The organism is Stenotrophomonas sp. Iso1, assembly GCF_027497995.1.
Lineage (GTDB): Bacteria > Pseudomonadota > Gammaproteobacteria > Xanthomonadales > Xanthomonadaceae > Stenotrophomonas.
Map to the genome: position 1 here is coordinate 360,716 of NZ_JAODBT010000001.1, position 24,061 is coordinate 384,776.

General features: G+C 63.7%; 22 protein-coding genes. 15 read left to right on the forward strand and 7 right to left on the reverse strand.

Annotation, left to right across the window (positions count from 1 at the left end; genetic code table 11):
• Positions 1 to 43 precede the first annotated feature (43 nt).
• The 3 genes from PAN08_RS01375 to PAN08_RS01385 are packed head-to-tail and all read left to right on the forward strand — an operon-like array spanning position 44 to position 3,549.
• Positions 44 to 1,573 carry an alpha/beta fold hydrolase gene (locus PAN08_RS01375; RefSeq protein ID WP_269789764.1) on the forward strand — a complete coding sequence of 510 codons (1,530 nt, stop codon included), beginning with the start codon at positions 44 to 46 and terminating at the stop codon, positions 1,571 to 1,573.
• A gap of 30 nt (positions 1,574 to 1,603) precedes the next feature.
• Positions 1,604 to 2,359, forward strand: a complete 756-nt coding sequence (locus PAN08_RS01380; protein WP_269789765.1) for an ATP-binding cassette domain-containing protein — start codon at positions 1,604 to 1,606, stop codon at positions 2,357 to 2,359.
• Positions 2,356 to 3,549, forward strand: coding sequence for an ABC transporter permease (locus PAN08_RS01385; protein ID WP_269789766.1), 1,194 nt, complete (start codon positions 2,356 to 2,358; stop codon positions 3,547 to 3,549). Before PAN08_RS01380 ends, PAN08_RS01385 begins: the two co-directional genes overlap by 4 nt.
• 645 nt (positions 3,550 to 4,194) lie before the next feature.
• Here PAN08_RS01385 and PAN08_RS01390 read toward each other — a convergent pair.
• Together PAN08_RS01390 and PAN08_RS01395 are read right to left on the reverse strand one after the other, a co-directional pair.
• Positions 4,195 to 5,199: an energy transducer TonB gene (locus tag PAN08_RS01390; protein ID WP_269789767.1), complete on the reverse strand. Its 1,005-nt coding sequence runs from the start codon at positions 5,197 to 5,199 to the stop codon at positions 4,195 to 4,197.
• 198 nt (positions 5,200 to 5,397) lie between these two features.
• Positions 5,398 to 5,949 carry a TIGR00645 family protein gene (locus tag PAN08_RS01395; RefSeq protein ID WP_269789768.1) on the reverse strand — a complete coding sequence of 184 codons (552 nt, stop codon included), beginning with the start codon at positions 5,947 to 5,949 and terminating at the stop codon, positions 5,398 to 5,400.
• 109 nt (positions 5,950 to 6,058) lie between these two features.
• Here PAN08_RS01395 and PAN08_RS01400 point away from each other — a divergent pair, with 109 nt between their 5' ends.
• From PAN08_RS01400 to PAN08_RS01415, 4 genes are all read left to right on the forward strand, one after another.
• Complete coding sequence (locus tag PAN08_RS01400; RefSeq protein ID WP_269789769.1) at positions 6,059 to 6,751, forward strand: glutathione binding-like protein; 693 nt, start codon at positions 6,059 to 6,061, stop codon at positions 6,749 to 6,751.
• Between the two features lie 68 nt (positions 6,752 to 6,819).
• On the forward strand, positions 6,820 to 9,045 hold the full coding sequence (locus PAN08_RS01405; protein WP_269789770.1) for a S9 family peptidase: 2,226 nt from the start codon (positions 6,820 to 6,822) through the stop codon (positions 9,043 to 9,045).
• 17 nt (positions 9,046 to 9,062) lie between these two features.
• Positions 9,063 to 9,545, forward strand: coding sequence for a cytochrome c oxidase assembly factor Coa1 family protein (locus PAN08_RS01410; RefSeq protein WP_269789771.1), 483 nt, complete (start codon positions 9,063 to 9,065; stop codon positions 9,543 to 9,545).
• 176 nt (positions 9,546 to 9,721) lie between these two features.
• Positions 9,722 to 11,515 carry a DUF885 domain-containing protein gene (locus PAN08_RS01415; protein ID WP_269789772.1) on the forward strand — a complete coding sequence of 598 codons (1,794 nt, stop codon included), beginning with the start codon at positions 9,722 to 9,724 and terminating at the stop codon, positions 11,513 to 11,515.
• 80 nt (positions 11,516 to 11,595) lie between these two features.
• Here the strand turns inward: PAN08_RS01415 and PAN08_RS01420 are convergent, their stop codons facing one another.
• Complete coding sequence (locus PAN08_RS01420) at positions 11,596 to 12,018, reverse strand: hypothetical protein (protein WP_269789773.1); 423 nt, start codon at positions 12,016 to 12,018, stop codon at positions 11,596 to 11,598.
• A gap of 142 nt (positions 12,019 to 12,160) precedes the next feature.
• Here PAN08_RS01420 and PAN08_RS01425 point away from each other — a divergent pair, with 142 nt between their 5' ends.
• From PAN08_RS01425 to PAN08_RS01440, 4 genes are all read left to right on the forward strand, one after another.
• Positions 12,161 to 12,409: a hypothetical protein gene (locus tag PAN08_RS01425; RefSeq protein WP_269789774.1), complete on the forward strand. Its 249-nt coding sequence runs from the start codon at positions 12,161 to 12,163 to the stop codon at positions 12,407 to 12,409.
• An 89-nt stretch (positions 12,410 to 12,498) separates the two neighbouring features.
• On the forward strand, positions 12,499 to 13,413 hold the full coding sequence (locus PAN08_RS01430) for a bestrophin family ion channel (protein WP_269789775.1): 915 nt from the start codon (positions 12,499 to 12,501) through the stop codon (positions 13,411 to 13,413).
• A gap of 30 nt (positions 13,414 to 13,443) precedes the next feature.
• Entirely contained in the window at positions 13,444 to 14,433 is a 990-nt protein-coding gene (gene hemB / locus PAN08_RS01435) for a porphobilinogen synthase (protein WP_269789776.1), read from the forward strand.
• Between the two features lies 1 nt (position 14,434).
• A complete protein-coding gene (locus PAN08_RS01440; RefSeq protein WP_269789777.1) occupies positions 14,435 to 14,710 on the forward strand; it encodes an SHOCT domain-containing protein in 276 nt (91 codons plus the stop codon).
• A 215-nt stretch (positions 14,711 to 14,925) separates the two neighbouring features.
• Here PAN08_RS01440 and PAN08_RS01445 read toward each other — a convergent pair whose 3' ends face one another.
• Complete coding sequence (locus PAN08_RS01445) at positions 14,926 to 15,804, reverse strand: TolB-like protein (RefSeq protein ID WP_269789778.1); 879 nt, start codon at positions 15,802 to 15,804, stop codon at positions 14,926 to 14,928.
• 53 nt (positions 15,805 to 15,857) lie between these two features.
• Here PAN08_RS01445 and aroE point away from each other — a divergent pair, with 53 nt between their 5' ends.
• The 4 genes from aroE (at position 15,858) to PAN08_RS01465 (ending at position 19,731) form a co-directional block, all read left to right on the forward strand.
• Positions 15,858 to 16,706, forward strand: a complete 849-nt coding sequence (gene aroE / locus PAN08_RS01450) for a shikimate dehydrogenase (RefSeq protein WP_269789779.1) — start codon at positions 15,858 to 15,860, stop codon at positions 16,704 to 16,706.
• Positions 16,707 to 16,708: 2 nt separating this feature from the next.
• A complete protein-coding gene (locus PAN08_RS01455; protein ID WP_269789780.1) occupies positions 16,709 to 17,065 on the forward strand; it encodes a hypothetical protein in 357 nt (118 codons plus the stop codon).
• A 102-nt stretch (positions 17,066 to 17,167) separates the two neighbouring features.
• Entirely contained in the window at positions 17,168 to 19,240 is a 2,073-nt protein-coding gene (dinG, locus tag PAN08_RS01460) for an ATP-dependent DNA helicase DinG (protein ID WP_269791138.1), read from the forward strand.
• 77 nt (positions 19,241 to 19,317) lie between these two features.
• Positions 19,318 to 19,731 (forward strand): hypothetical protein, encoded by a 414-nt coding sequence (locus tag PAN08_RS01465; protein ID WP_269789781.1) that lies wholly within the window; start codon positions 19,318 to 19,320, stop codon positions 19,729 to 19,731.
• A gap of 185 nt (positions 19,732 to 19,916) precedes the next feature.
• Here PAN08_RS01465 and PAN08_RS01470 read toward each other — a convergent pair whose 3' ends face one another.
• The 3 genes from PAN08_RS01470 to mnmG all read right to left on the reverse strand — a co-directional run bounded on the left by PAN08_RS01470 (position 19,917) and on the right by mnmG (position 23,829).
• Positions 19,917 to 20,297, reverse strand: coding sequence for a DUF1761 domain-containing protein (locus PAN08_RS01470; RefSeq protein ID WP_269789782.1), 381 nt, complete (start codon positions 20,295 to 20,297; stop codon positions 19,917 to 19,919).
• 276 nt (positions 20,298 to 20,573) lie between these two features.
• Complete coding sequence (hmpA, locus tag PAN08_RS01475) at positions 20,574 to 21,755, reverse strand: NO-inducible flavohemoprotein (protein WP_269789783.1); 1,182 nt, start codon at positions 21,753 to 21,755, stop codon at positions 20,574 to 20,576.
• A gap of 184 nt (positions 21,756 to 21,939) precedes the next feature.
• Positions 21,940 to 23,829 (reverse strand): tRNA uridine-5-carboxymethylaminomethyl(34) synthesis enzyme MnmG, encoded by a 1,890-nt coding sequence (gene mnmG / locus PAN08_RS01480; RefSeq protein ID WP_269789784.1) that lies wholly within the window; start codon positions 23,827 to 23,829, stop codon positions 21,940 to 21,942.
• Between the last annotated feature and the right edge of the window lie 232 nt (positions 23,830 to 24,061).

The following is a 24,061-nucleotide window of genomic DNA, read 5'->3' on the forward strand; positions in this document are numbered from 1 at the left end:
CGTTGTTCGTTTCTTTCAATCAATCGTGGGGGCTGTTCCGATGATGTCCCGCAAGACCCAAACCCTTCTGGCGATAGCCGTTGTCGCCGGCCTTGTCGGCTACCGCATGACGCGGCCTGCCGCCGATGCGCCGGGCACCGCCAAGCCTGTCGCCGAGGAGGCCGCTGTTACGGCCAAACCGCTGACGCTCGGCAACCTGCAGTTCCGGCCGTGCAGCCTCAGCTCGTCCTTCAGCAAGGACAGCATGGAAGCGCAGTGCGCCACCTTCGAGGTGCCTGAAGACCGCGCCAACCCGGCGGGCCGCAAGGTGCCTCTCAACATCGCGTGGTTGGCGCCGGAGAAGGAGGGCGATCTGCTGCCGGATCCGCTGTTCTTCCTGGCCGGCGGCCCCGGCCAGTCCGCGGTGGACAGCTTCCAGCAGATGGCCCCGGCCTTCAAAGAGCTGCGCAAGCACCGAAATGTGATTCTGGTGGACCAACGTGGCACCGGTAAATCCAACCTGCTGGCCTGTGAGACCTCACCGGAGGCTGTGGCTACGCCAGAGTCGTACGGGGTGGAAGCAGCCAAGTGTGCGGCGGAGCTGTCGAAGAAGGCCGACCTGCGGCACTACACGACCACCGAAGCGGTCGCTGACCTGGATGCGGTACGTGAAGCCATTGGCGCGACGCAGATCAATCTGTATGGCGTGAGTTACGGCACGCGTGTCGCCCAGCAGTACGCCATGCGCCATCCGCAGCAGACGCGCAGCATCGTGCTCGACTCGCCGGTGCCCAACAGCCTGCAGTTGGGCAATATCTTTGCCCGTAACCTCGACGACGCACTGGCGCTGCAGTTTGCTCAGTGCAGCAATGTCGCTTCATGCAAGGACAAGCTCGGCGATCCACGTGCCGAACTGGATGCCTTGCTGGCCAAACTGCGTGCGCAGCCGGTGATGGTGGCGTACCGCGATGCCGCCAGCGGTGAACAGCGCGAGGGTCAGCTCACTGCCGATACCGTGGCTGGGCTGGTGCGCATGTACGCCTATATGCCGGCAGCAGGTGCATTGCTGCCCAAGCTGATTCATGAAGCCGGTGCAGGGCGCTACGAGAACCTGATGGCACTGACGCAGATGTTGCAGAGTGACATGAAGGACAGCATGGCCATGGGCATGCAGTTGTCGGTGGTCTGCAGCGAGGATGGCGAAAGCATGACCGGCGCCGGTGGTGACGAAGGCACCGTGCTCGGCAACCAGATGGCGCAGGGCATGGCGGCGATGTGCAAGGTATGGCCGAAGGGCACTGCGCCGGCCGATTTCCATCAGCCGTTGACCACGCAGGTGCCGGCGCTGGTGTTGGCCGGTGAGTTCGACCCAGTGACGCCGCCACGCTATGGCGAGGACGTGGTCAAGCATCTGCCCAATGGCCGTTTGTTCGTGCTGCGTGGCCAGGGCCATGCGGTGCTCGGCGCGGGTTGCATGCCCAAGTTGTTCGCCCAGTTTGTTGAAAAGGCCGATGCCAAGGCACTCGATGGCGCCTGCCTGGACAAGCTCAACTATGTGCCGCCGTTCACCAGCTTCAATGGCTGGGAACCGTGATGTCATCGCATTGCCAAGGAATCCGCTGAAATGATCGTTGCAGAACGACTCCGCAAGACCTTCCCCGGCAAGGGCAAGGACAAAACCCCGGTGATCGCCGTGGACGATGTGGGCTTCACTGCCCATGACGGTCAGATCACCGGCCTGCTCGGCCCCAACGGCGCGGGCAAGACCACGACGCTGCGCATGCTTTATACGCTGATGACGCCGGAGAGCGGCCGCGTATTGGTGGATGGCATCGACCCGGCCATCGACCCGAACGCCGTGCGCCGCAGCCTGGGTGTGTTGCCCGATGCGCGCGGCGTCTACAAGCGGCTGACCGCGCGCGAGAACATCGATTACTTCGGTGAACTGCATGGCATGTCGTCGGCCGATATCGCAGCACGCACCGTGCGCCTGGCGGCTGCATTGCAGATGGAGGATTTCCTCGACCGCAGCACCGAGGGTTTCAGCCAGGGCCAGCGCACCAAGACTGCCATCGCGCGCGCGCTGATTCACAACCCGCGCAATGTCATCCTCGACGAGCCCACCAACGGCCTGGACGTGATGACCACCCGTGGCCTGCGTGGGTTCCTCAAGGAACTGCGCGAAGAAGGGCGGTGCGTGATTTTCTCCAGCCACATCATGCAGGAGGTGGCGGCGCTGTGTGATCGCATCGTCATCGTCGCGCATGGCCGCGTGGTGGCACAGGGCACGCCGGACGAGCTGCGTGAACAGGCGCACGAATCCAACCTGGAAGATGCGTTCGTGAAGTTGATCGGCAGCGAAGAGGGCCTGCACGCATGAACCGGATTGGATTCTTCAGCAACATGTGGACGGTGATGCGCAAGGAACTGCGGGATTTTTCCCGTGACCGCCGCACCTTCCTGCTGACCCTGTTGACCGCACCGCTGCTCTATCCGCTGCTGTTCCTGGGTATGAACAAGCTCACCAACCTGCGCGCCGAAACGCAGTTGGACAAGGACATGACCGTGCCGGTAGTGGGCATGCAGCAGGCGCCGAACCTGGTGGCCTTTCTCGCCAGCCGCGGCATCAACGCAACGGAAGCACCGAAGGATTTTGAGGCTCGCATCCGCAGTCAGAAAGAAGATGTGGCGTTGGTGATTGACCCGGATTTTGCCGAGGATTGGCATGCGGGCAAGCCAGCCAAGGTGGAGATCGTGGCTGATACCACGCGCCGTACTGGTGACGTGCAGGTCGCACGGGTGCGTGCCACGCTGGCCGAGTACGGGCAGTCGGTAGGTGCGCTGCGCCTGCTCGCACGCGGCGTCAGTCCGATGGTGGCAGCGCCGGTCAATGTGGGCATCCGTGACTTGGCCACAGCGGAGGCCAAGCGCGGCATCTTCCTGTCCATTGTGTTGCCGCTGGTGTTGATGTTGTTCGCCTTCGTTGGCGGGTCGCATCTGGCGATGGACACCACGGCCGGCGAGCGTGAGCGGCAATCGTTGGAGCCGTTGTTGGCAACGCCGGCATCACGCAGTGCGCTGGTCAGCGGCAAGATGCTGGCCGCCGTGGTGCTGGGCCTGGCCTCGATGCTGTTGATCCTGCTGTCGTTCAAGCTCAGTGCGAGCATCGGTAGTGGTGCGGCACGCTCGCTGGATGTGAGCTTTGCGGCAATGGGCAAGCTGTTGGTGATCCTGCTGCCGCTGGTGCTGATTGGCACGGCGTTGCTCACCTGCCTGTCGGCGAGCGCCAAGAGCATGAAGGAGGCGCAGAGCCACATGGTGTGGCTGATGATGCTGCCGATGCTGCCCGGCTATGCGTTGATGGCGTACCCGCTGAAGGACACGCAGTTGTGGCAATACGCGGTGCCGTTCCTGTCGCAAAACCAGATGCTGGTGAAGGTGACGCGCGGTGAGATGCCGTCGGCGCAGCAATGGGCGGTGTACCTGGGTGCGTCGGCGCTGTTGGCGGTGCTGCTGTGGCTGATCGCAGTGTGGCGTTATCGCCAGGAGCGGTTGGCGATTTCGGGCTGATAGGCCGGGAGTATTTCTGTGTGGAAGGCCCGGAGCGATCCGGGCCTTTTTTTTTGGATTGGGCTGTGGGGAGGGCCAAGGCAGCCCTCATCCGCCCTTCGGGCACCTTCTCCCGCAGGCGGGAGAAGGGAGCGGCGACAGCAACAGCAACAAGAGCAACAAGAGCAACAGCAAGGGCAACAGCGAGGGCAACAGCAACAGCAACCGCAACAGCAAGAGCAACCGCAACCGCAACTGCAACTGCAACTGCGAGAGAAAGAGCCACGGCAATAGCAACTTCAGAAGCAACTTCAGAAGCAACTACTTAGGCAACTGCAAAAGCCATGATTGCCCTTGCCCTTGCCCTTGCCCTTGCCCTTGCAGTTGCAGTTGCAGTTGCAGTTGCTCTTGCCTTGCTCCTGCTCTTGCTCTTGCTCTTGCTTGTGTGCTTTCCGCAGCAGGATCAGGCGTTCAAATGCATCAGAAAAATCCCTTCTCCCGCCTGCGGGAGAAGGTGCCCGAAGGGCGGATGAGGGCCGGCTTTTGCCTTAAGGCAGGCTTTTGCCTCTTTAACGCCGAAGTTGAAAAAATCCCAAACCAATCACCCAGCCAAAGAAAAAGCCCGGATTGCTCCGGGCTTTTGCTGTGCCGCGTTGAGGCGAGCGCTTACTTGTTCGGCGCGAATGCCAAGGTTCGGCGTGTGGTTACCGAACTGGAGATTGGCTCGAACTTCCAGCGGCGTACCGCGCTCAATGCTTCACGGTCGAATACACGGGCCGGGGTTGCACGCAGCACGCGTGCATCGGTGACCGAACCATCGGTGCCGATGGTGAGCTCCACCAATACTTCACCGGAAGTGCCCGAACGCAGGGCATCGGCCGGATAGCGCGGCGCCGGTGTGCTGACCGCGCGTAGGCTGGGCGCGGCAGCGGCGGGTTTGGGGGCGGCCTGTTGTGCCGCAGCCTGGGCGGCGCTGCGCTGCTCGGCCTCACGCCGCGTGGCGGCCTGACGCTCGGCTTCAACGCGCTCGCTTTCCTTGCGCGTAGCTTCCTGCTTGGCAGCCAGCTGCTGGGCCGCGCTTGCCTCGGCGGCCTGCTGCTGGGCCATGCGCTGCTGTTCGACCTGCTGCTTGGCGCGGTTTTCAGCGTCCTTCTTGGCCTTGTCGGCTTCTTCGACCGTGCGCTTCTCGGCCACCTGCATCGTGCTGGTGATGCCCTGTTTCAGGCGCGGCAATGCGGGCGCGGTCGGATCTACCTTCTCCACCAGGGCGATCAGGCGCTGGGCTTCGGTAAAGTCCTCGCGGCCCAACGCTTGCTCGGCGGCAATCAGCGTGTAGGGCTGCAGATCGGTGAGTGCGTTCTTGATGGATGCATCGTCCGGCAGCTTGTCGCGCAGGACCAGGTAGTACTCCATTGCGTTGTCGCCGGCGGGGGCGTACATGCGGTTCTCACGCAGTGCGGTGCTGGCTGAATCGCGCAGCTGCGCGGTATCCATTGCCTGCACCTTGTTGGACACCGCCGGTTCGGCGGGTGCGGCAGCGGGTGCGGGCGCGGCAGTACCGGTAGCAGCGGCGGGAGTGGTTTCATCCTTGCCGGAGCAGGCGGCCAGGGTGACCAACAAAAGAGCAGGCGCCAACAGGCGCACCTTGCCTTGGATTGCGACGTACGACATCAAACATCCCCTTGAATCGACGAACGTGGACTGCCTGTGCCCGGTGGGCGGTGTGGACGCGGCATTTCCCGATGCCGCGCCGGTAGGCAACGTAGCGCGAATCTAGCATCGCCGACCCGACCTGCGGGAGGGGTAGTGCTCGATAAGGGTAAAAGGTGATGGGCGTCACGATGTTGCGACGCCCATCAATGGCAGGCCTCAGTGCGTGGTGCTGGGCTTGCTGTGGCTGTTGGACATCAGCTTGTCGGTCCAGGCAATACCAATGGCCGAGAGGATGAAAACGCAGTGGATGATGGTCTGCCACAACACGCCGGCTTCGGTGTACTTGCTGCCCTCGGCACCCAGCGTGCCGATTTCGATGAAGGTCTTGAGCAGGTGGATCGAGGAGATGCCGATGATCGCCATCGCCAGTTTGACCTTCAGCACCGATGCGTTGACGTGGCTCAGCCATTCCGGCTGATCCGGGTGGTTGTGCAGGCCAAGGCGCGAGACGAAGGTTTCATAGCCGCCCACGATCACCATCACCAGCAGGTTGGAGATCATCACCACGTCGATCAGGCCCAGCACCGCCAGCATGATCAGCTGTTCGGTCATTTCGGTGGCCGAGTGGATCAGGTGCCACAGCTCCTTGCCGAACAGGAACACATAGACGCACTGCGCCAGGATCAGGCCCAGGTACAACGGCAGCTGCAACCAGCGTGAGGCAAAGATCAGCGAGGAGAGCGGGCTCAGGGGGGCGTTCGAGGACATGTAGAAGGATGCTGCGTTGCAGGAAAGGATGCAGATTACCGGGCTGTTTTAACCCTGCCAAGCAGGGCGCGTGGCTACACTCCAAGGCCCATCTGCTGGAGGTTTCCCCATGATCGACCTGCATTACTGGCCCACCCCCAATGGCCACAAGGTCACCCTGTTTCTGGAAGAAGCCGGGCTGGATTACCGCTTGCACCCGGTCAACATCGGCAAGGGCGACCAGTTCCTGCCGGAATTCCTGGCCATTTCGCCCAACAACAAGATGCCGGCCATCGTTGACCACGCCCCGGCAGATGGCGGCGCGCCGCTGAGCGTGTTCGAGTCCGGCGCGATCCTGCTGTATCTGGCCGAAAAGACCGGCCGTTTCCTGTCATCCGACCTGCGCGGCCGTGCCGCCACGCTGGAATGGCTGTTCTGGCAAATGGGCGGTTTGGGGCCGATGAGCGGGCAGATGGGCCACTTCAACGTATACGCGCCCGAGCGCATCCCTTATGCCATCGAGCGTTACGACAGTGAGGTGCGGCGCCTGCACCGGGTGATGGACAAGCGCCTGTCTGAGTCCAAGTACCTGGCCGGCGACGAGTACGGCATCGCTGATATGGCCAGCTACCCGTGGATCGGTGCCTATTCCAAGCTGCCGGCCGATTTTGTGGCATTTCCGCATCTGGGCCGTTGGCACCAGGCCATTGCCGAGCGCCCGGCCACACAGCGCGCCTACGCACTCGGCCCGACCGTCAACCCGGATGCCGGCAAGCCGCTCAGCGATGAGGAGCGCAAGCACCTGTTTGCCAAGCGGGACTAACGGGAGGGGCAATGGCAGGCATGCTCGGCTAGGATGCCCCGATCCATGCTGTCTACGACAGGAATTCCATGCGCCCCTTGTTTATAGCCCTTGCCCTGATGCTCGCCACGCCCGCCGTCCACGCTGAGAAACTCACCCTTGAGGCCATCACCGGCAACGCGCCGCTGTCCGGCCCCACGTTGATGAAGCCCAAGGTCGCGCCGGATGGCTCGCGCGTGACCTTCCTGCGTGGCAAGGACAGCGACCGCAACCAGCTGGACTTGTGGGAATACAACATCGCCAGCGGCCAGACCCGGCTGTTGGTCGACTCCAAGGTGGTCCTGCCCGGTACCGAGACGCTGAGCGATGCCGAGAAGGCGCGTCGCGAGCGTCAGCGCATTGCTTCGTTCAGCGGCATCGTGGATTACCAGTGGTCGCCGGATGCCAAGACGCTGCTGTTCCCGCTGGGCGGCGAACTGTATTTGTACGACCTGGGCAAGCAGGGCCGCGATGCGGTGCGTCAGCTCACCCATGGTGAAGGTTTCACCACCGACGCCAAGCTCTCGCCCAATGGCGGCTTCGTCAGCTTCGTGCGCGAGCGCAACCTGTGGGTGATTGACCTGGCCAGTGGCAAGCAACTGCAGCTGACCACCGATGGCAGCGACGTCATTGGCAACGGTGTGGCCGAGTTCGTCGCCGATGAGGAAATGGACCGCCACACCGGTTACTGGTGGGCGCCGGACGACTCTGCCATCGCGTTCGCCCGCATCGACGAATCGCCGGTGCCGGTGCAGAAGCGCTACGAGATGTATGCCGACCGCGTCGAGATGATCGAACAGCGTTATCCCGCTGCCGGCGACCGCAATGTGCGGGTCACGCTGGGCGTGGTGGCGCCGCGTGAGGGCGGCACCACGAAATGGGTGGACCTAGGCAAGGAACAGGACATCTACCTGGCCCGCGTTACCTGGCGCGATCCGCAACACCTGACTTTCCAGCGGCAGAGCCGCGACCAGAAGCAGTTGCAACTGATCGAAGCCAACCTGGCCGACGGCAAGCAGCGCACGCTGGTCACGGAGACCAGCAAAACCTGGGTGCCGCTGCACAACAGCCTGCGTTTCCTCAAGGATGGCCGCTTCGTGTGGTCGTCCGAGCGCAGTGGCTTTGAGCATCTGTACCTGGCGAGCGCCGACGGCAGCCAGCTGACCGCGCTGACCTCCGGCAACTGGCCGGTGGACGAACTGCTGGCGGTGGATGAAGCCGCCGGCACTGCCTACTTCCGAGCGGGTGTGGAATCCCCGCTGCGCAGCGAAATCTACGCCGTGCCGTTGGCGGGCGGTGCGCTGAAGAAGCTCTCGCACAGCGCCGGCATGCACAGCGCCACGTTCGCCAACAACGCCAGCGTCTATGTGGACAGCTGGTCCAACCACAGCACGCCGCCGCAGATCGAGCTGTACCGCGCCAATGGCGAAAAGATCGCCACGCTGCTGGACAATAATCTGGCCGATCCCAAGCACCCGTATGCGAAGTACCGCGATGCACAGCGCCCGGTCGAATACGGCACGCTGACCGCCGCGGATGGCAAAACCGAGCTGAACTACAGCCTGGTCAAGCCGGAAGGTTTCGACCCGGGCAAGAAGTACCCGGTGGCGGTGTATGTGTACGGCGGCCCGGCATCGCAGACCGTGACCGATAGTTGGCCCGGTCGTGGCGATCACCTGTTCAACCAGTACCTCGCGCAGCAGGGCTATGTGGTGTTTTCGCTGGACAACCGTGGCACCCCGCGTCGTGGCCGTGACTTCGGTGGCGCGCTGTACGGCGTGCAGGGCACGGTGGAAGTGGCCGACCAGCTCAAAGGCGTTGCGTGGCTGAAGTCGCAGCCGTGGGTGGATGGCAAGCGCATCGGCGTGCAGGGTTGGTCCAACGGCGGTTACATGACGCTGATGTTGCTGGCCAAGGCATCGGACCAGTACGCCTGCGGCGTGGCTGGCGCACCGGTCACCGACTGGGGTTTGTACGACACGCACTACACCGAGCGTTACATGAACCTGCCGGCCGCCAATGTGGCCGGTTACACCGAAGGCCGCGTGCTCACCCACATCGATGGGCTGACCTCGCCATTGCTGCTGATCCACGGCATGGCTGATGACAACGTGCTGTTCAGTAATTCAACCAGCTTGATGAGCGCCTTGCAGAAGCGTGGCCAGCCGTTCGAGCTGATGACGTATCCGGGCGCCAAACACGGGTTGTCCGGTGCCAATGCGTTGCACCGCTATCGCATCGCCGAGAACTTCCTGGGACGTTGCCTCACCCCATGATCGGAGCCGGACAGGGAATGTCGACCAAGCCACCCCCCTTGCCGGGCAGCATGCCCGGCAAACCCCCACGGAACTGGCTGCAGCGCAACCTCAAATGGCTGCTGCCATTGCTGATGCTGGGGGTGGTGGGCACCTTTGCATGGCTGTTCTGGCGCGGTTACCACCAGGTCGAAGGGCACATGCAGCAAGATTCGCCCTATCTGGAGGCGATTAAACGCGCTTCCTCCTCCGACGAGATGAAGACCGTGCTTGGTACGCCGTTGCAGGTGACGTTGGTGGCGGTAGAAGGTGCCATCGAAGGTGATGCCGCCCAGTCGGGGACCTACCGCTTCCGTGCCAAGGGTCCCAAGTGCGATGCCCGCATCGTCGCCGAGGCGCGGCGTGTGGAGAAGCGTTGGGTCTACGACCGCTTCGCCGCTGACATTGAAGGGTGGAACGTGCGGTTGGATCTGCGGACGGATGAAGAAAAAGCGTGCGCCGCGCAGTTGCCCTGCGATTGAAGTCTAGGCAGGAGCTGCGCGTCGGCGGCCTCAGCCCTCTCCCTTCGCCGCAGGCCGGGGAGGTCGGGAAAGGGGCGTTTTGAGCATGCAGGCACTGCTTCACGCGCACGTCTCATGGCCCTTGTCGCGCTGGCATTGACTGCGTAGGGTCACGGCACTGACTTCAGGAGCCGCGCATGAAACCTCTCGCCCTTGCCGTTGTCCTCGCCTTGGCCGCACCGCTGCCGTTGAACGTGGCCGCCGCAGCGCCCGTCGCCAAGACCAGTCCGGCAGCGCCTGCCTGGGTTGCCCATAGCAACGAGCTGGCGCAGATCCTGCTGCAGGCACAAGCACCGTTCCAACCGGAAATGGCGAGCTTCTTCGGTGTGCCGGGGTACGACGACAAGGTCGCCGACCTCGGTCCGGATTACACCGGCCGTTACCGCACCGCGCTGGGCAAGGCGCGTGAGCAGTTGCGCGAAAAACTGCAGCTCGAACGTGACCCGAACGTGCGCCAGGATCTGGAGATCATGATCGGCGCTGCTGAGCGCAGTATCGAAAGCAGCACGCTCAACGAGCAGCATTTGATGCCATGGGTGGATGTGCCGCAGACGGTGTTCGGGGGCCTCAACAACCTGCTCTCCGACCAGGTGCCGGCCGAGCGCCGGGCCAAGGCGCTTGATCGTCTCAAGGCGTACCTCGGCCAGGCGTCGGGCACGCAGCCGATGGCGACGCTGGCACGTCAGCGCTATGAAGAAAAAAGCGGCACGCCCAACCTGCTGCAGCCGACCAAGATCGAAGTCGACCAGGCACTGGCCAATGTCGATACCTACATCGCCGGCATCGGCAAGCTGTTCGCCAAGTACAAGATCGAAGGCGCTGACGCCTCGTTGGCCGAGTTGTCCACGCAGATGAAGGACTACATCGCCTGGACGCAGAAGGACGTGCTGCCGAACGCGCGCACCGACACCCGCCTGCCGGCCGAGCTGTATGCGTTCCAGCTCAAGGAAGTGGGCGTGGACATCGACCCGGCGCTGCTGATGCAGCGTGCGCAGCTGGAGTACATGGAAACCCGCGCGATGATGCGTCAGCTGGCACCGCTGGTGGTGCAGGCAAAGGGACTGAAGGTCGCCGATCCGAACGACTACGCTGCAGTGATCCGCGCGCTGAAGCAGGACAAGATCAACAACGATCAGCTCGAAACGCACTATCGCGGGGTGATCGACGCCATCGATCCGATCATCCGCAAGCAGGGCATCGTCGACGTGCCGCAGCGCCCGCTGCAGATGCGTCTTGGCAGTGAAGCGGAAAGCGCGGCCTCGCCTGCACCGCATTACCTGCCGGCGCCGCTGGTGGGCAACACCGGCCAGCAGGGTACCTTCGTGTTGCCGCTGGGCAACCCGGCCTCGGGTGAGAAGGCGCAGTACGACGATTTCAACTTCGGTTCGGCAGCATGGACGTTGAGCGCGCATGAAGGCCGCCCCGGGCATGACCTGCAGTTCGCGGCGATGGTCGAGCGCGGCATTTCGCTGGCGCGCACCCTGTTCGCGTTCAACTCGGTCAACGTTGAAGGCTGGGCGCTGTATGCCGAAGCGGAGATGGTGCCGTTCGAGCCGCTGGACGGGCAGATGATTGCGCTGCAGTTCCGTCTGCTGCGCGCCGCCCGCGCGATGCTGGATCCCATGCTCAACCTCGGCCTTACGGACCGTGAGCGTGCACGCAGCGTGCTGGTGGATGGCGTTGGTTTGTCCGAGGCGATGGCCACGCAGGAGTTGGACCGCTACACCGTGCGCGCGCAGGGGCAGGCCAGCAGCTACTTCTACGGTTACACGCGGATCATGGAGCTGCGTATGCAGACCGAACTGGCGCTGGGCAACAAGTTTGACCGCCTGGCATTCAACAACTTTCTGCTCGACCAAGGCCTGTTGCCGCCGGACCAACTGGCCAAGGCCGTCAATGAAGTGTTTGTTCCCGCGCAGCGCCGGAAGTAAGAACAAACAAGAAGGGCGCCGCAAGGCGCCCTTCTTGTTTACGTAGGAGTGGTTTCAACCGGGAAGCCGCTGCTGCGGTATTACCTGCCGGCACCCGGTGGCACCCAGATCGCCACGCCTGCCGCGCGCTTTTGCTGGGTCGGGATACCAACACTCAGGCCACCAGCGGTATGCCGGCCGTAGCTGCCAGCGCCGACCGACATGCCCACCGGCGAGCCGCCCGAGCCCACGCCCATCAGGATCACCCCATTGGCGCCCAGTGCTGCTGCTTCGCGCTTGAGTCGGGCGATGGCGGCGTCCGTCTGGCCCTGGGTGCCGAAGCCGACTGCGCTGGAGGATTCCAGCTGCGCGATTTCCACCGAACCGGGCGGGGGCGTGGAATAGATCTGCACGCTGGCCGGGTCCACCGGTGCGCGGGCCTGGCCCAACATCACCTTGGAGGTGCTGGCGCAACCGCCCGTGGCCAGGACGATGCCCAGTGCGAAGGCAAGCGGTAGTTTCATGGTTTCACTCCCCGATGATGGCTGTTTGCGGATGATCCGCGCTGACGGGTGAATTGACCGCGAATGCACGGTTTAGCACCTGGCTACTTGAATACGCTCGTTTCCGGGCTATCTTGCTGACAGTTACGTAAGGGAAAAAGCCATGGGATTGATCAGTCTGGTGTGGGGCATTGTGGCACTGCTGTGGATGGTGCTGGCGTTCATCCCGCTGCTGGGCTGGGGCAACTGGTTCGTGATCCCGTTTGCGGCCGTCGGCGCGATCATTGCCGCCATCGGTCTGCTGTTCACCCACGCCAGCAAGCGTGGCCGGGCCAAGACCGGGTTGCTGCTCAACGTGGTGGTCATCGTGGTGGGGGTGATCCGCCTGAGTATCGGCGGTGGCTTCATCTGAGGCCTTTTGGGTGCAAACCTGCCTTGTACAGGTAGCGGGCGTAAAATACTGCGATTGACCGGGCACACGCCCGGCGTGATTGCGTCCTGATGATCATCCGTCCCCGCCCCAATGGCTGGCAGCTGCTGTACATCCTGCGCGGCTCCATCGTGCCGGCCATCGCCCCCAAGGTGCTGGCCATCGGCGTGTTGGCGGTAGCGGTGGCCGCATTCGAGCGTTACTGGCATCCCTTTGGCCGCGATGGGGTGACGGTGGTGCCGTTCACCCTACTGGGGTTGGTGCTGTCCATCTTCCTGAGCTTCCGCAACAACGCCTGCTACGACCGTTGGTGGGAAGGCCGCAAGTTGTGGGGACAGCTGTTGATCGAATCACGCGGCTTTGCCCGCGAGGCTGGCGCGCTGCTGTCCGCTGAGCCGCAACTGCGTGCGCGTGTTTCGCAACTGGTGATCGGCTTTGCCCATGCGTTGGCAGCGCGTCTGCGTGGCGCGGACGTGGCGGCCGCCAGTGCGCCGTGGTTGGCGGCAGACCAGTCTGCGGTACTGGAGCGCCGCAACATTCCCGACGGCCTGCTCTCGCAGCTGGCCAGCGAACTGGCGGTACCACTGCGCGAAGGCAGGCTCGACCCGTATCTCTACGGCCAGTTCGAGGCACGCCTGCATGGCATGTCCAGCGTGCAGGCCGCTTGCGAACGCATTGCCGGCACACCGCTGCCGTTCGCCTACACGTTGCTGCTGCACCGCTGTGCATGGCTGTTCTGCGTGCTGTTGCCGTTTGGTCTGGCGGGCGCGTTGGGCTGGGCCACGCCGGTGGTGTCGATGCTGCTGGCCTACGCATTCTTCGGTCTCGACCAGCTGGGCGAGGAGATGGAAGAGCCCTTCGGGCTGGAGCCCAACGACCTGCCGCTGGACGCGATGGTGCGTACCATCGAGATCGATGTGCTGGATGCGCTGGGCGACCGGCCGCTCCCCGAACCATTGCAGCCGCAGGGCTACCAACTGCGCTGACCACTGTTTTTTTGAATCAAGGAGTCTTTCATGGGCCATCCCCACTACCGCCCGCGCCGCATGCGTCACGATGAGTTTTCGCGCCGTTTGATGCGCGAAAACACGCTCACCAGCAACGATCTGATCTGGCCGGTGTTCGTGCATGAATTGGCTGGGCGCGCACCGGTGGGTTCAATGCCGGGCGTGGACCGCATGTCCATTGACGAGCTGCTGCGTGAGGCCGAGCAGGCGCTGGAACTGGGCGTGCCGGTGATCGACCTGTTCCCGGTGATCGACCCATCACGCAAGACGCTGGATGCGGCCGACGCATGGAATCCGGATGGCCTGGCGCAGCGTGCGATTCGTGCACTGAAATCGCGCTTCCCCGAGCTGGGCGTGATGACCGATGTGGCGCTGGATCCGTACACCACGCATGGCCAGGACGGCATCATCGACGAGCGTGGTTACGTGCTCAACGAGATCACCGTGGAGGCGCTGGTCAAGCAGTCGCTGTCGCATGCGCAGGCCGGTGTGGACATCGTGTCGCCGTCGGACATGATGGACGGCCGCATCGGTGCGATCCGTTCTGCGCTGGATGCTGCCGGCGATATCAATGTGCGCATCATGGCGTATTCGGCCAAGTACGCATCAGCGTTCTACGGCCCGTTCCGCGATGCGGTGGGCAGCTCGGGCAACCTGGGCAAGGCCGACAAGAAGACCTACCAGATGGACCCGGCCAACGGCGATGAGGCAATGCGTGAGATCGCGCTGGATCTGGAAGAAGGCGCGGACATGGTCATGGTCAAGCCGGGCATGCCGTACCTGGATATCGTGCGCCGCGTGAAGCAGGAGTTCGGCGTGCCGACGTTCGCGTATCACGTCAGTGGCGAGTACGCGATGCTCAAAGCGGCGGTCGCCAACGGTTGGTTGGACGAACGCAGCTGCGTGATGGAAACGATGATCGGCTTCAAGCGCGCCGGTGCTGACGGCGTGCTGACGTATTACGCGCCGCAGATCGCGCGTTGGCTGAAGGAGGGTTGATATGAATGTCCCCGGCCTGGAGAGCTACAACTGGGTGGTGTGGATTCTTGGCGTGCTGGCGTTTGCGGTGGTGATCGGCGTGGTCATTGCCGCCATCGTGCGCGCCTCGCGACGCCCGCCGGCACTGCACTCGGCTGCTGAGCGCCTGCAGCGTGAAGCGCCACAGAAACCCGAGGTGGAAGCAACGCTGCGCGAACTGAACCTGTTGAAGGAGCGTGGGCAGCTGAGTGAGGCGGAGTATGAGAAGCGGCGGGCCGAGGTATTGGCCGGGCGTTGAGGCAGGGCCGAAGTTCAAGGCCCCTCTTTCCAATCCTTCCCTTCGCTTTGCAAAAGGGAGCGGTACAAGCAACAGCGCTGCGCCTACCGATGCCTGCATGATCCGCTCTCTCCCTTGCGCCGACGGCGCGGGTGAGGGGTGGTTTTTCGGCCACCGCCGGCACTATCACGGTGTCTCTACCGGGAACTTCCCAGTCAGCAAAAAAGCGGCCGAATTCAGCGGCAATCGGCGCTGCCATCTACTGTCGGTGCCTTCATTCGATAAAGATCCAAGCCCCCGGCTCGCGGTGCACGCGCCTTGCCGCTGACGACCAGTTCGCCGGGTTTGTTGGCGTCAATCAGCGCGCCGCGTGTATCGCTCTCGGCGGTATTGAACGACAGCGACAACGGCGCCGCTTCGCCCCATTGCCCCTGACGGCACTGCGACACCCACAGCTGCGTGCCGCCCTGTGCATTGGCGCGGGCAAACACCACCGCGCGACCATCGCCGAGCCAACTGCCATCTACTTCATCGGCGGTGGTGTTGATGCCGCCCAGCGGTGCAGGCGCTGCAAAGCCATCACCGTCGCGTGCGGCGGCCCACAGATCCCAACCGCCTACGCCAGCACTGCGGTTGCTGGCCAGCAGCAGGGCGCCGTCGTCGGCGAGGCTGGGCGAGCGTTCGTCCTGCCGGCCATTGACGGCGTTGCCCAGCGGCTGGGGTGCACCGATGTCGCCATTGCCGGCCAGCGGTGCTCGGTACAAATCAAAACCGCCACGCCCCCCCTTGCGGTTGGAGGCGAAGTACAGCCAGCGACCGTCGGCGCTGAAGAACGGGTCGACGTCGTCGGCTGCACTGTTGAGCACCAGCGGCTGCGGGTCCATCCAGCGCTTGTCCTGCAGCGTGGCCTGCCACAGGTCCCAGCCGCCAGCGCCGCCTTCTCGGTTGCTGGCCCAGAGGATGCGCTGGCCGTCGGCACTGATCGTGGCGCGCAGCTCATCGGCGCGGGTGGAGACCATGCCCATGCCTTCAATGCCGAATTCGGAAAGCGCCGAGGCTGCCGGGGTAAAGAGTAGACTCGCAGTCAGCGCGAGCAGCAGTGGTCGGGTCCGCATGAAGGTTCCGCAGGCAAGAATCGCGTCCAGTCTAGGTCATGCAAAGGATCCCCATGAGCGCTCCCCGTTACGCAGTATTCGGTCAGCCCATCGCCCATTCGCAGTCGCCACGCATCCAGTCCGCGTTCGGCAAGGCGCACGGTATCGCGGTGGACTACCGTGCCATCGAGGCGTCGCCGGAAGGCTTCCCCACCGCACTGGAGGCCTTTGCGGCCGATGGCGGCGTGGGTGCCAACGTGACCTTGCCGCATAAGGAAGCAGCGTTCGCGCTGTGTACCACCACCACCTCACGCGCGCAGCGCGCCGGCGCGGTCAACACGCTGCTGCGCAAGGGCGAACGCTGGCACGGTGACAACACCGACGGCATCGGCCTGGTGCGCGACCTCACCGGCCGTCATGGTCTGGACCTGCGCGGCCGCCGCGTGTTGCTGCTGGGTGCCGGTGGCGCCGCACGCGGCGTGGCACCGGCGCTGCTGGACGCCGGCATCCTGGAGTTGGTCGTGGTCAACCGCTCGCCCGAGCGCGCTGATGCGCTGGTCGATGCGATGAGCGAACCGGGCCGCGCCATCTCTGCTTACTGGGAGGCACTGCGTGAGCAGGGCGATTTTGAACTGATCATCAATGCCACCTCGGCCGCGCGCGGCGAGGGCACCGGCTTCAACCTGCCGCTGTCGCTGGTCAACAGCATGACCACGGCGGTGGACCTGAATTACGGCGAAGCGGCAATCCCGTTCCTGGCATGGGCGCGCGCGGCCGGTTGCCGCAACAGCTTCGATGGACTCGGCATGCTGGTTGAACAAGCCGCAGAAAGCTTCCAGCAATGGCATGGCATGCGCCCGGAAACCGACGCCGTCTATGCCGAACTGCGCGGTCGTGACGCGCTGCTGGTCACGGCGGACTGAGCATGGACAACAGCACCTTGCTGCAGAGCCTGCTGATGACGGTGGGTTATCGGTTGCCCATCCTGATCGCGCTGGGGGTGGCGCTGGTGATGCTGATGGATACGCCACGCAGCCGGGCACGTACGGTGGCCATGAGCGCATTGGCGATGCTGATGCTGGCCGCCTTGGTCGGCGCAGGCCTGAACGTGTTGCCGTTGCTGATGATCGCTGCCGGTAATTTCAACGGCCTGAGTGGGCTGAATACGCTGCTGAATCTCAGCCAGGCGGTGGTGGCGCTGACCCAGGCCGCTGGGTTCATTCTGTTGGCCTGGGCGCTGGTGCAGGCCTTGCGGCGGCCGCTGCTGCCCGGGAAACCCTGAGCCACCAGCGCATTCGGTGAATGCGGGCGGGTATGGGAAAATGCCCGTCTTGATGAGTGCAGGTGGCAGGTTGGCGTGAGCGAAAAAGTAGAAGCACCGCGGATGTTGACCGAGGAACTGAAGGCCGGCATCCGTGACGCTTACGCCAAGCTGCAGGCCAATACGCCGGGCTTCAGTACGCGCCGTTCGCAGAGTCAGATGATCGGCGTGGTGTCGCGCGCGCTGGCCACCGGCGGCGTGGGCGTGGTGGAAGCGCCCACCGGCGTCGGCAAGAGCCTGGGGTACCTCACCGCTGGCGTACCGATTGCGCTGGCCAGCAAGAAGAAGCTGGTCATCAGCACCGGCACGGTGGCGCTGCAGTCACAGCTGGTTGAGCGCGACATCCCCAACTTCCTCAAGTCCACCGGCTTGCAAGCCACGGTGGCGTTGGCCAAGGGGCGCACCCGCTACCTGTGCACGCGCAATGCCGCCGAAGCGCAGGGCGAGGGCGCGCAGGAAGGCATGTTCGGCGACGACGTGCAGCTCTACGACCGGCCGTTGGCGCCGATTGAAATGGACGTGGCCGAAAAACTGACCAAGGCCTTCATCGAAGGCCGCTGGAACGGCGACCTCGACAACGCCCCGGAAACCGTTTCGACCACATTGCGCATGCGCATCACCACACCGGCGTCTGCCTGTGCCGGCCGTCGCTGTGCGTACTCGGCGCAATGCCCGGTGCTGCGTGCGCGCACCGAAGTGCGCGATGCGCAGATTGTGGTGACCAACCACGCGTTGCTGCTTTCGGCGCTGTCCATTGGCGAAAGTGACAGCGGCCAGCCGTTGATCGCACCGCCCGGCGACATGCTGCTGGTGCTGGACGAAGGCCACCACATTGGCAACGTCGCCATCGACCAGGGCGCGGCCAATCTGCCGCTGGATGACATGGCAAAGCGCACCGGCCGTCTGCAGATTTTGATTGCTGGCGCTTACCGCGCGGTGGACAAGGACAAGATCGGCAACCTGCTGCCGAATGAAGCCATCGAGGTGGCATCGCGGGTAAGCAAGCTGCTCAAAAGTTTTCGCGATGACATTGCCAACGTCTGGATTCCGCAACCGGATGATCGAGAACCGATGTGGCGCGCGGCCAACGGTCGCCTGCCGGAAGCCTGGAAGCAGCCCATCGAAGTGCTGGCCGATGAAACCCGCAGCCTGCTCAACTGGGCAACGGCGGCCACTTCACTGGTAGCCAAGGGCAAGCCCGAAGACGCCGGGCACGAACGCCTGCAGCGCAACCTGGGCATGGCGCTGGAGATGATCGAGCAGCAGTACAACCTGTGGGCCGGTTGGCGCCGCGAGGACAAGGAAGGTCAGCCGCCAATCGCGCGCTGGGTAACGTTGTCGCGGGAGGGCGACTACATCCTGCATTGCTCGCCGGTGTCGGCGGCAATGGTGCTGCGCAAGCTGCTGTGGGACGAAGTGAACTCGGTGGTGATGACTTCGGCCACGCTGACTGGCGGCGGCGATTTCCAATCGCTGGCCATCGACAACGGCATTCCCGAAGACGCGGAAATGGTGTCGCTGGCCTCGCCGTTCGACCTGCCGAACCAAGCTCAATTGATCGTCCCGCAATTTCCGGTGACGCCGGACGACCGCGAGCGTCATCCCAAGGAAGTGGCCAAGTACCTGGCCGCCGAGCTGGACTGGGAGAAGGGCAGCATCGTGCTGTTCACTTCGCGCTGGAAGATGGAAAAAGTGGCCGAGCTGATGCCGGCTACATTGCGAAAAAAGGTGCTGGTGCAGGGCGAAAGTGCCAAGCAGCGGATGATCGACGAACACCTCAAGCGCACAGCCGCTGGTGAGGGGTCGGTGTTGTTTGGGCTCAACTCATTTGGCGAAGGTCTGGACCTGCCCGGCGAAGCCTGCACGACGGTGGTCATCACCCAGGTGCCGTTCGCCGTGCCGACCGACCCGCAGACATCAACCTTGAGCGAGTGGTTTGAGAGCCGGGGCTTGAACTCGTTCAACCTCATTGCCATTCCGCATGCGTTGCGCACATTGACGCAGTTTTCGGGACGGTTGATCCGCACTTCCACCGACACCGGGCGCGTGATCATTCTGGATTCGCGCTTGCTGACGCGGCGTTATGGCAAGCGGATCATTGATTCGCTGCCACCGTTCAAGCGGGTGATCGGGTGAGGGCAAACGTGCCACCACTGGCGCTGCAAACCTCCAGTACGTAAAGTTCGCCGCCTCCCTCTCATCCCCTGGCCGCCATGCCCAACTTCCACGCGACTTTCCCTTGGGCAACCCAGCTGCAGCGTCTTCAACAACGCGATCCTGCCTGGGCTTCGTTGGCGCTGTTTGATGCAGCGGGTCTGACGGATGCCGGCCGTGCGCTGGAGCAGCTGCTGCAGGCTGGCCAGGTGTTCGCGCAGAGTGATGTGGACGTTGGTCTGGTTGCCGATGAACTGCGCCGTTATCAGAAGTTCGCGCCACCGGGACGACCGTCGGTGCAGATCGTGCAGTTGCGGCGCCAGCAGTCGACGGTGCAGCAGGCGCAGCGTATGGCGCGGCAGGCCTTCATCCGGCAGGCGGATGCGCTGGCGCGTGCGTTGCCGCTGGTGGTGCCCGCGAAACTGGGTCCGGTGGTCACGATTGAACGCTGGTTGGCGACCAAGCTGGCCTGACAGACGATCGTTGTTGGCGGTGCTTTCCCCTTTCCCGCGTGCGGGACGAAGAGGATCGTTTGCGAACCATGGATTCGCGATTCGATGAGTGGTGTCAGCGCAAAGGCTGGGGCGTGGAGCGGGCGAGGGGCGAGGACATTTTTGCCTTCGCCGTTGCCCTTTGACCTATCGAGCGCTTCCGCTGCTCAGTGCCACAACCCAAGAATCAAGCCGAACAGCACGAACTGCGCGATGTGGTAACCGCCATCAATCGCCCACAGTTTTCCGCTGCGCTGCGCGAACTGATAGTTGATGCCGAAGCTGGCAGCGACCATGCCGAAACCAACCACTGCCCCGCATAGCAACGCCTTGCGCAGTTCCGGCGCTGGCCCCAGCCACCATGCGAACGCAAACGCGGCCAACAGCGAAAACGCGAAGCTGATGCCGAACACCTTGGCGGGATGACCTTGCGGTACCTCGCCCCCGTTTTCACGGTTCCAGGCGCGGCCAAACAATGCTGGGGAATACCAGAGCCCGCCCAGCAGGAAGCTGGACACGGCGGCAAGCACCACGGCATACACGTTCATGCGTTTCCCCTCAGTTCCGATGATGCGTGCATCGTAGCGCTCCCTGCAGGGGCTGCGATGTGCAGGCGATCGCTCGGTGCACCGCGAAGCAGGCTGGTGCACACGGCTGCTTACGCCCCCTTCCTTCGGCCGGAGGCCAGAGTGGGGTTGGGAGTGCGGTGCGGGTTTCTCAACGAAGGCGATTTTGCGTGGATGCGCAGGCAGGCTCACAAAGAGAAGGCCGGTGGTTGCCCACCGGCCTTCTCTACCTCGTCGCACTTCTACAACACGCTCCGATCAGGCCTCCAGCGCGGCGGCGGGGCCGAAGAATTCATAACGGCTCTGTGCTTCGGGTACGCCGACATCGCGCAGCAGCTTCTTCACCTGGGCCATGAACGGCTTGGGGCCAAGGAAATAGGCATCCATGTCGCGCTCGGCCGGCAGCCACTGCTCCAACAGTTCGCGACTGAGGAAGCCCTCCGCATCAGCCGCATCACCAGGCAGCGATTCGCTATAGCAGGTGTAGCTGCGCAGCTGCGGGTGCTGCTTCTGCTTTTCAGCGATGAACTCCCGGAATGCGTGCACCTGACCGTTGCGTGCACAGTGGATGAAATGCACGTCGCGGCCGCTGGCCAATGCCTGTTCCAGCATCGGCAGGGTGGGAGTGATGCCAACGCCGCCGCTGATGAAAGCTACCGGGCGCTCGCTGGCAGCCAGGGTGAAATCACCGGCCGGGGCGAACAGCTCCAGCGTGTCGCCAATCTGCACGTTGTCATGCAGGTGGTTGGAGACCTTGCCGTTCTCCTCGCGTTTGACGCTGATGCGGTAACCCACGCCATCGGCTGCGCGCGACAGTGAGTAATTGCGGCGCGTTTCCTCGCCGTCGATTTCCAGCTTCATGCCGATGTACTGGCCCGGCTGGAAATCCACCACCGTTCCGCCGTCAACCGGCACCAGATGGAAGGAGGTGATCTCGGCACTCTCTGGCACCTTCTCGGCAACACGGAAGCTGCGGGCGCCGCGCCAGCCACCCGGGGCTTTTTCGTTGGCGGCATACGCGGCTTCTTCGGCACCGATCAGCAGGTCGGCCAGCGCTTGGTAGGCGGCGCCCCAGGCGTCGATGATGTCGTCGGTGGCCACGTCCGGGCCCAGCACCTCGCGGATCGAGAGCAGCAGGTGATGGCCGACGATGGGGTAGTGCTCAGGCAGAATCTGCAGGGCAACGTGCTTGTTGACGATCTGCCCCACCAACGGGCCCAGCGCTTCCAGGCGGTCGATGTGCTTGGCGTACATCAGCACCGAGTTGGCCAGCGCACGCGGTTGGTCGCCGGTGGCCTGGTGCACCTGGTTGAACAAGGGGCGCGCGACGTCGCTCTCGGTCAACATCCGCCCGTAGAAGTGCTTGGTCAGCGCCTCGCCGCCTGTTTCCAGCAGCGGAACAGTGGCCTTGATGAGGTCGCGTTGGTTGGCAGTCAACATGGTGAGTGGCTTCCTTGTAGGGGTGCCACCATCAACCCATTTTGCGGGCGCCGCTTCATTGATGAATATCAAGGAAGGGGCGTATTTCGACTGCATGCGGCCTGTGGGTTGCGCAGGAGCAGGGATTCCTGCTCCCCGTTCTCCCATCCGATGCAGCCGTTCGCTGCACCGTAGACAACAGAACTCAGGCCACCTTGCCGCGTCGCGCCCGTTCCAGGTGCACCAGCAGCAGGGAGATCGCAGCGGGCGTCATGCCCGGAATGCGCTGCGCCTGGCCGATGGTCTGCGGGCGCACGCGCTCCAGTTTCTGCAGGACTTCAGCCGAAAGGCCATGCACCGATGCGAAGTCGAAGCCTTCGGCAATCGCTGTGGTTTCATGCCGCTGCTGACGTTCGATCTCACCGCGCTGGCGGTCAAGATAACCGGCATATTTAACGCTGATTTCTACCTGCTCAGCCACGCGTGCGTCGTCCACGCCGGGGCCGAGCGAGGCCACCTGCATCAACTTGGCGTAGTCCAGTTCTGGGCGTTTGATCAGATCGAGCACATTGGTTTCGCGGCTCACGCTCACGCCAGTAGCTTCGGCCACTTCGCGGCCCAGCGCGTTGGCCGGTGTCGCCCACAAGCCACGCAGACGCGCGCTTTCGTGGGCGACAGCGGCCTGCTTGGTCTCAAACGCCGACCAGCGGCGGTCATCGACCAGGCCAAGTTCGCGCCCCGTTGGCGTCAGTCGCGTATCGGCGTTGTCTTCGCGCAACTGCAGCCGGTATTCGGCGCGGCTGGTGAACATGCGGTACGGCTCGGTGGTGCCGTGGGTGATCAGGTCGTCCACCAGCACGCCGATGTAGGCTTCATCGCGACGCGGGCACCAGCCGTCCTTGCCCTGCACGAACAGCGCGGCGTTGATGCCGGCCAGCAGGCCCTGCGCACCGGCTTCCTCGTAGCCGGTGGTGCCATTGATCTGCCCGGCAAAGAACAGCCCGGCGACCTGGCGGGTCTCCAATGTGTTCTTCAAGCCGCGCGGATCGAAGAAGTCGTATTCGATGGCGTAACCCGGGCGGGTGATGTGTGCGTTTTCAAAGCCCCGGATGCTGCGCACCAGCTCCAGTTGCACGTCGAACGGCAGCGAGGTGGAAATGCCGTTGGGGTAGATTTCCACCACGTCCAAGCCTTCGGGCTCGACGAATATCTGGTGGCTGTTCTTCTCGGCAAAACGCACCACCTTGTCCTCGATGGACGGGCAGTAGCGCGGGCCGATGCCTTCGATCTGGCCGCTGTAAAGCGGCGAGCGATGCAGCGCGCCGCGGATGATGTCGTGCGTGCGCTCGCTGGTATGGGTGATCCAGCAACTCACCTGTTGCGGGTGTTCATTGACGCTGCCCAGATAGGACATCACCGGCATCGGATCGTCGCCGGGCTGCTCATCCATCACGCTGTAGTCGAGCGAGCGGCCATCGATACGCGGCGGTGTACCGGTTTTCAGGCGGTCAATGACGAATGGACGCTCGCGCAGGCGTGCTGCCAACGTGGTGGCCGGCGGGTCGCCCATGCGCCCGGCGGTGTACTGGGTTTCGCCGATGTGGATCTTGCCGGCCAGGAATGTGCCGGCAGTCAGCACCACAGCCGGTGCATGGAAGGTCAGCCCGGTCTGGGTGATGGCGCCACGCACGGCGTCGCCTTCGATCACCAGATCGTCCACCGCTGCCTGGAACACGGTCAGATTGGGTTGCGACTCGACGATGCCTCGGATCGCCATGCGGTACAGATTGCGGTCCGCCTGGCAGCGGGTGGCACGCACCGCAGGGCCCTTGGAGGCATTGAGCGTGCGCCATTGGATGCCGGCGCGGTCGGCAGCGTGCGCCATGGCCCCGCCGAGTGCGTCGATCTCCTTGACCAGGTGTCCCTTGCCAATGCCGCCGATGGCCGGGTTACAGCTCATCGCGCCGACGGTTTCGACGTTGTGGGTCAGCAGCAGGGTGCGGGCACCGCCGCGCGCAGCAGCCAGCGCGGCCTCGGTGCCGGCGTGGCCGCCGCCAATAACGATGACGTCGTAACGGTAGAAGGTGTCGCTCATACGCGTGAGATCGAAGATAAGTGTGAAGTCCGTCTGCGGGGTGATTCCGCATGGCGACGGCGTGTTTGTCGATTTTACTGCCAATGCCAGCCAGACACGCTTTGCGCCCTAAAGTTGGCACGCTACCTGCAGCTAATACATTGCACCCAACGTGGCATGCGACTTGAGCGCAAATGGTCGGAATTGGAACAGGGGCCGACTGAAGCGCACGCTGGGGGAGCAAAGGGGCCGG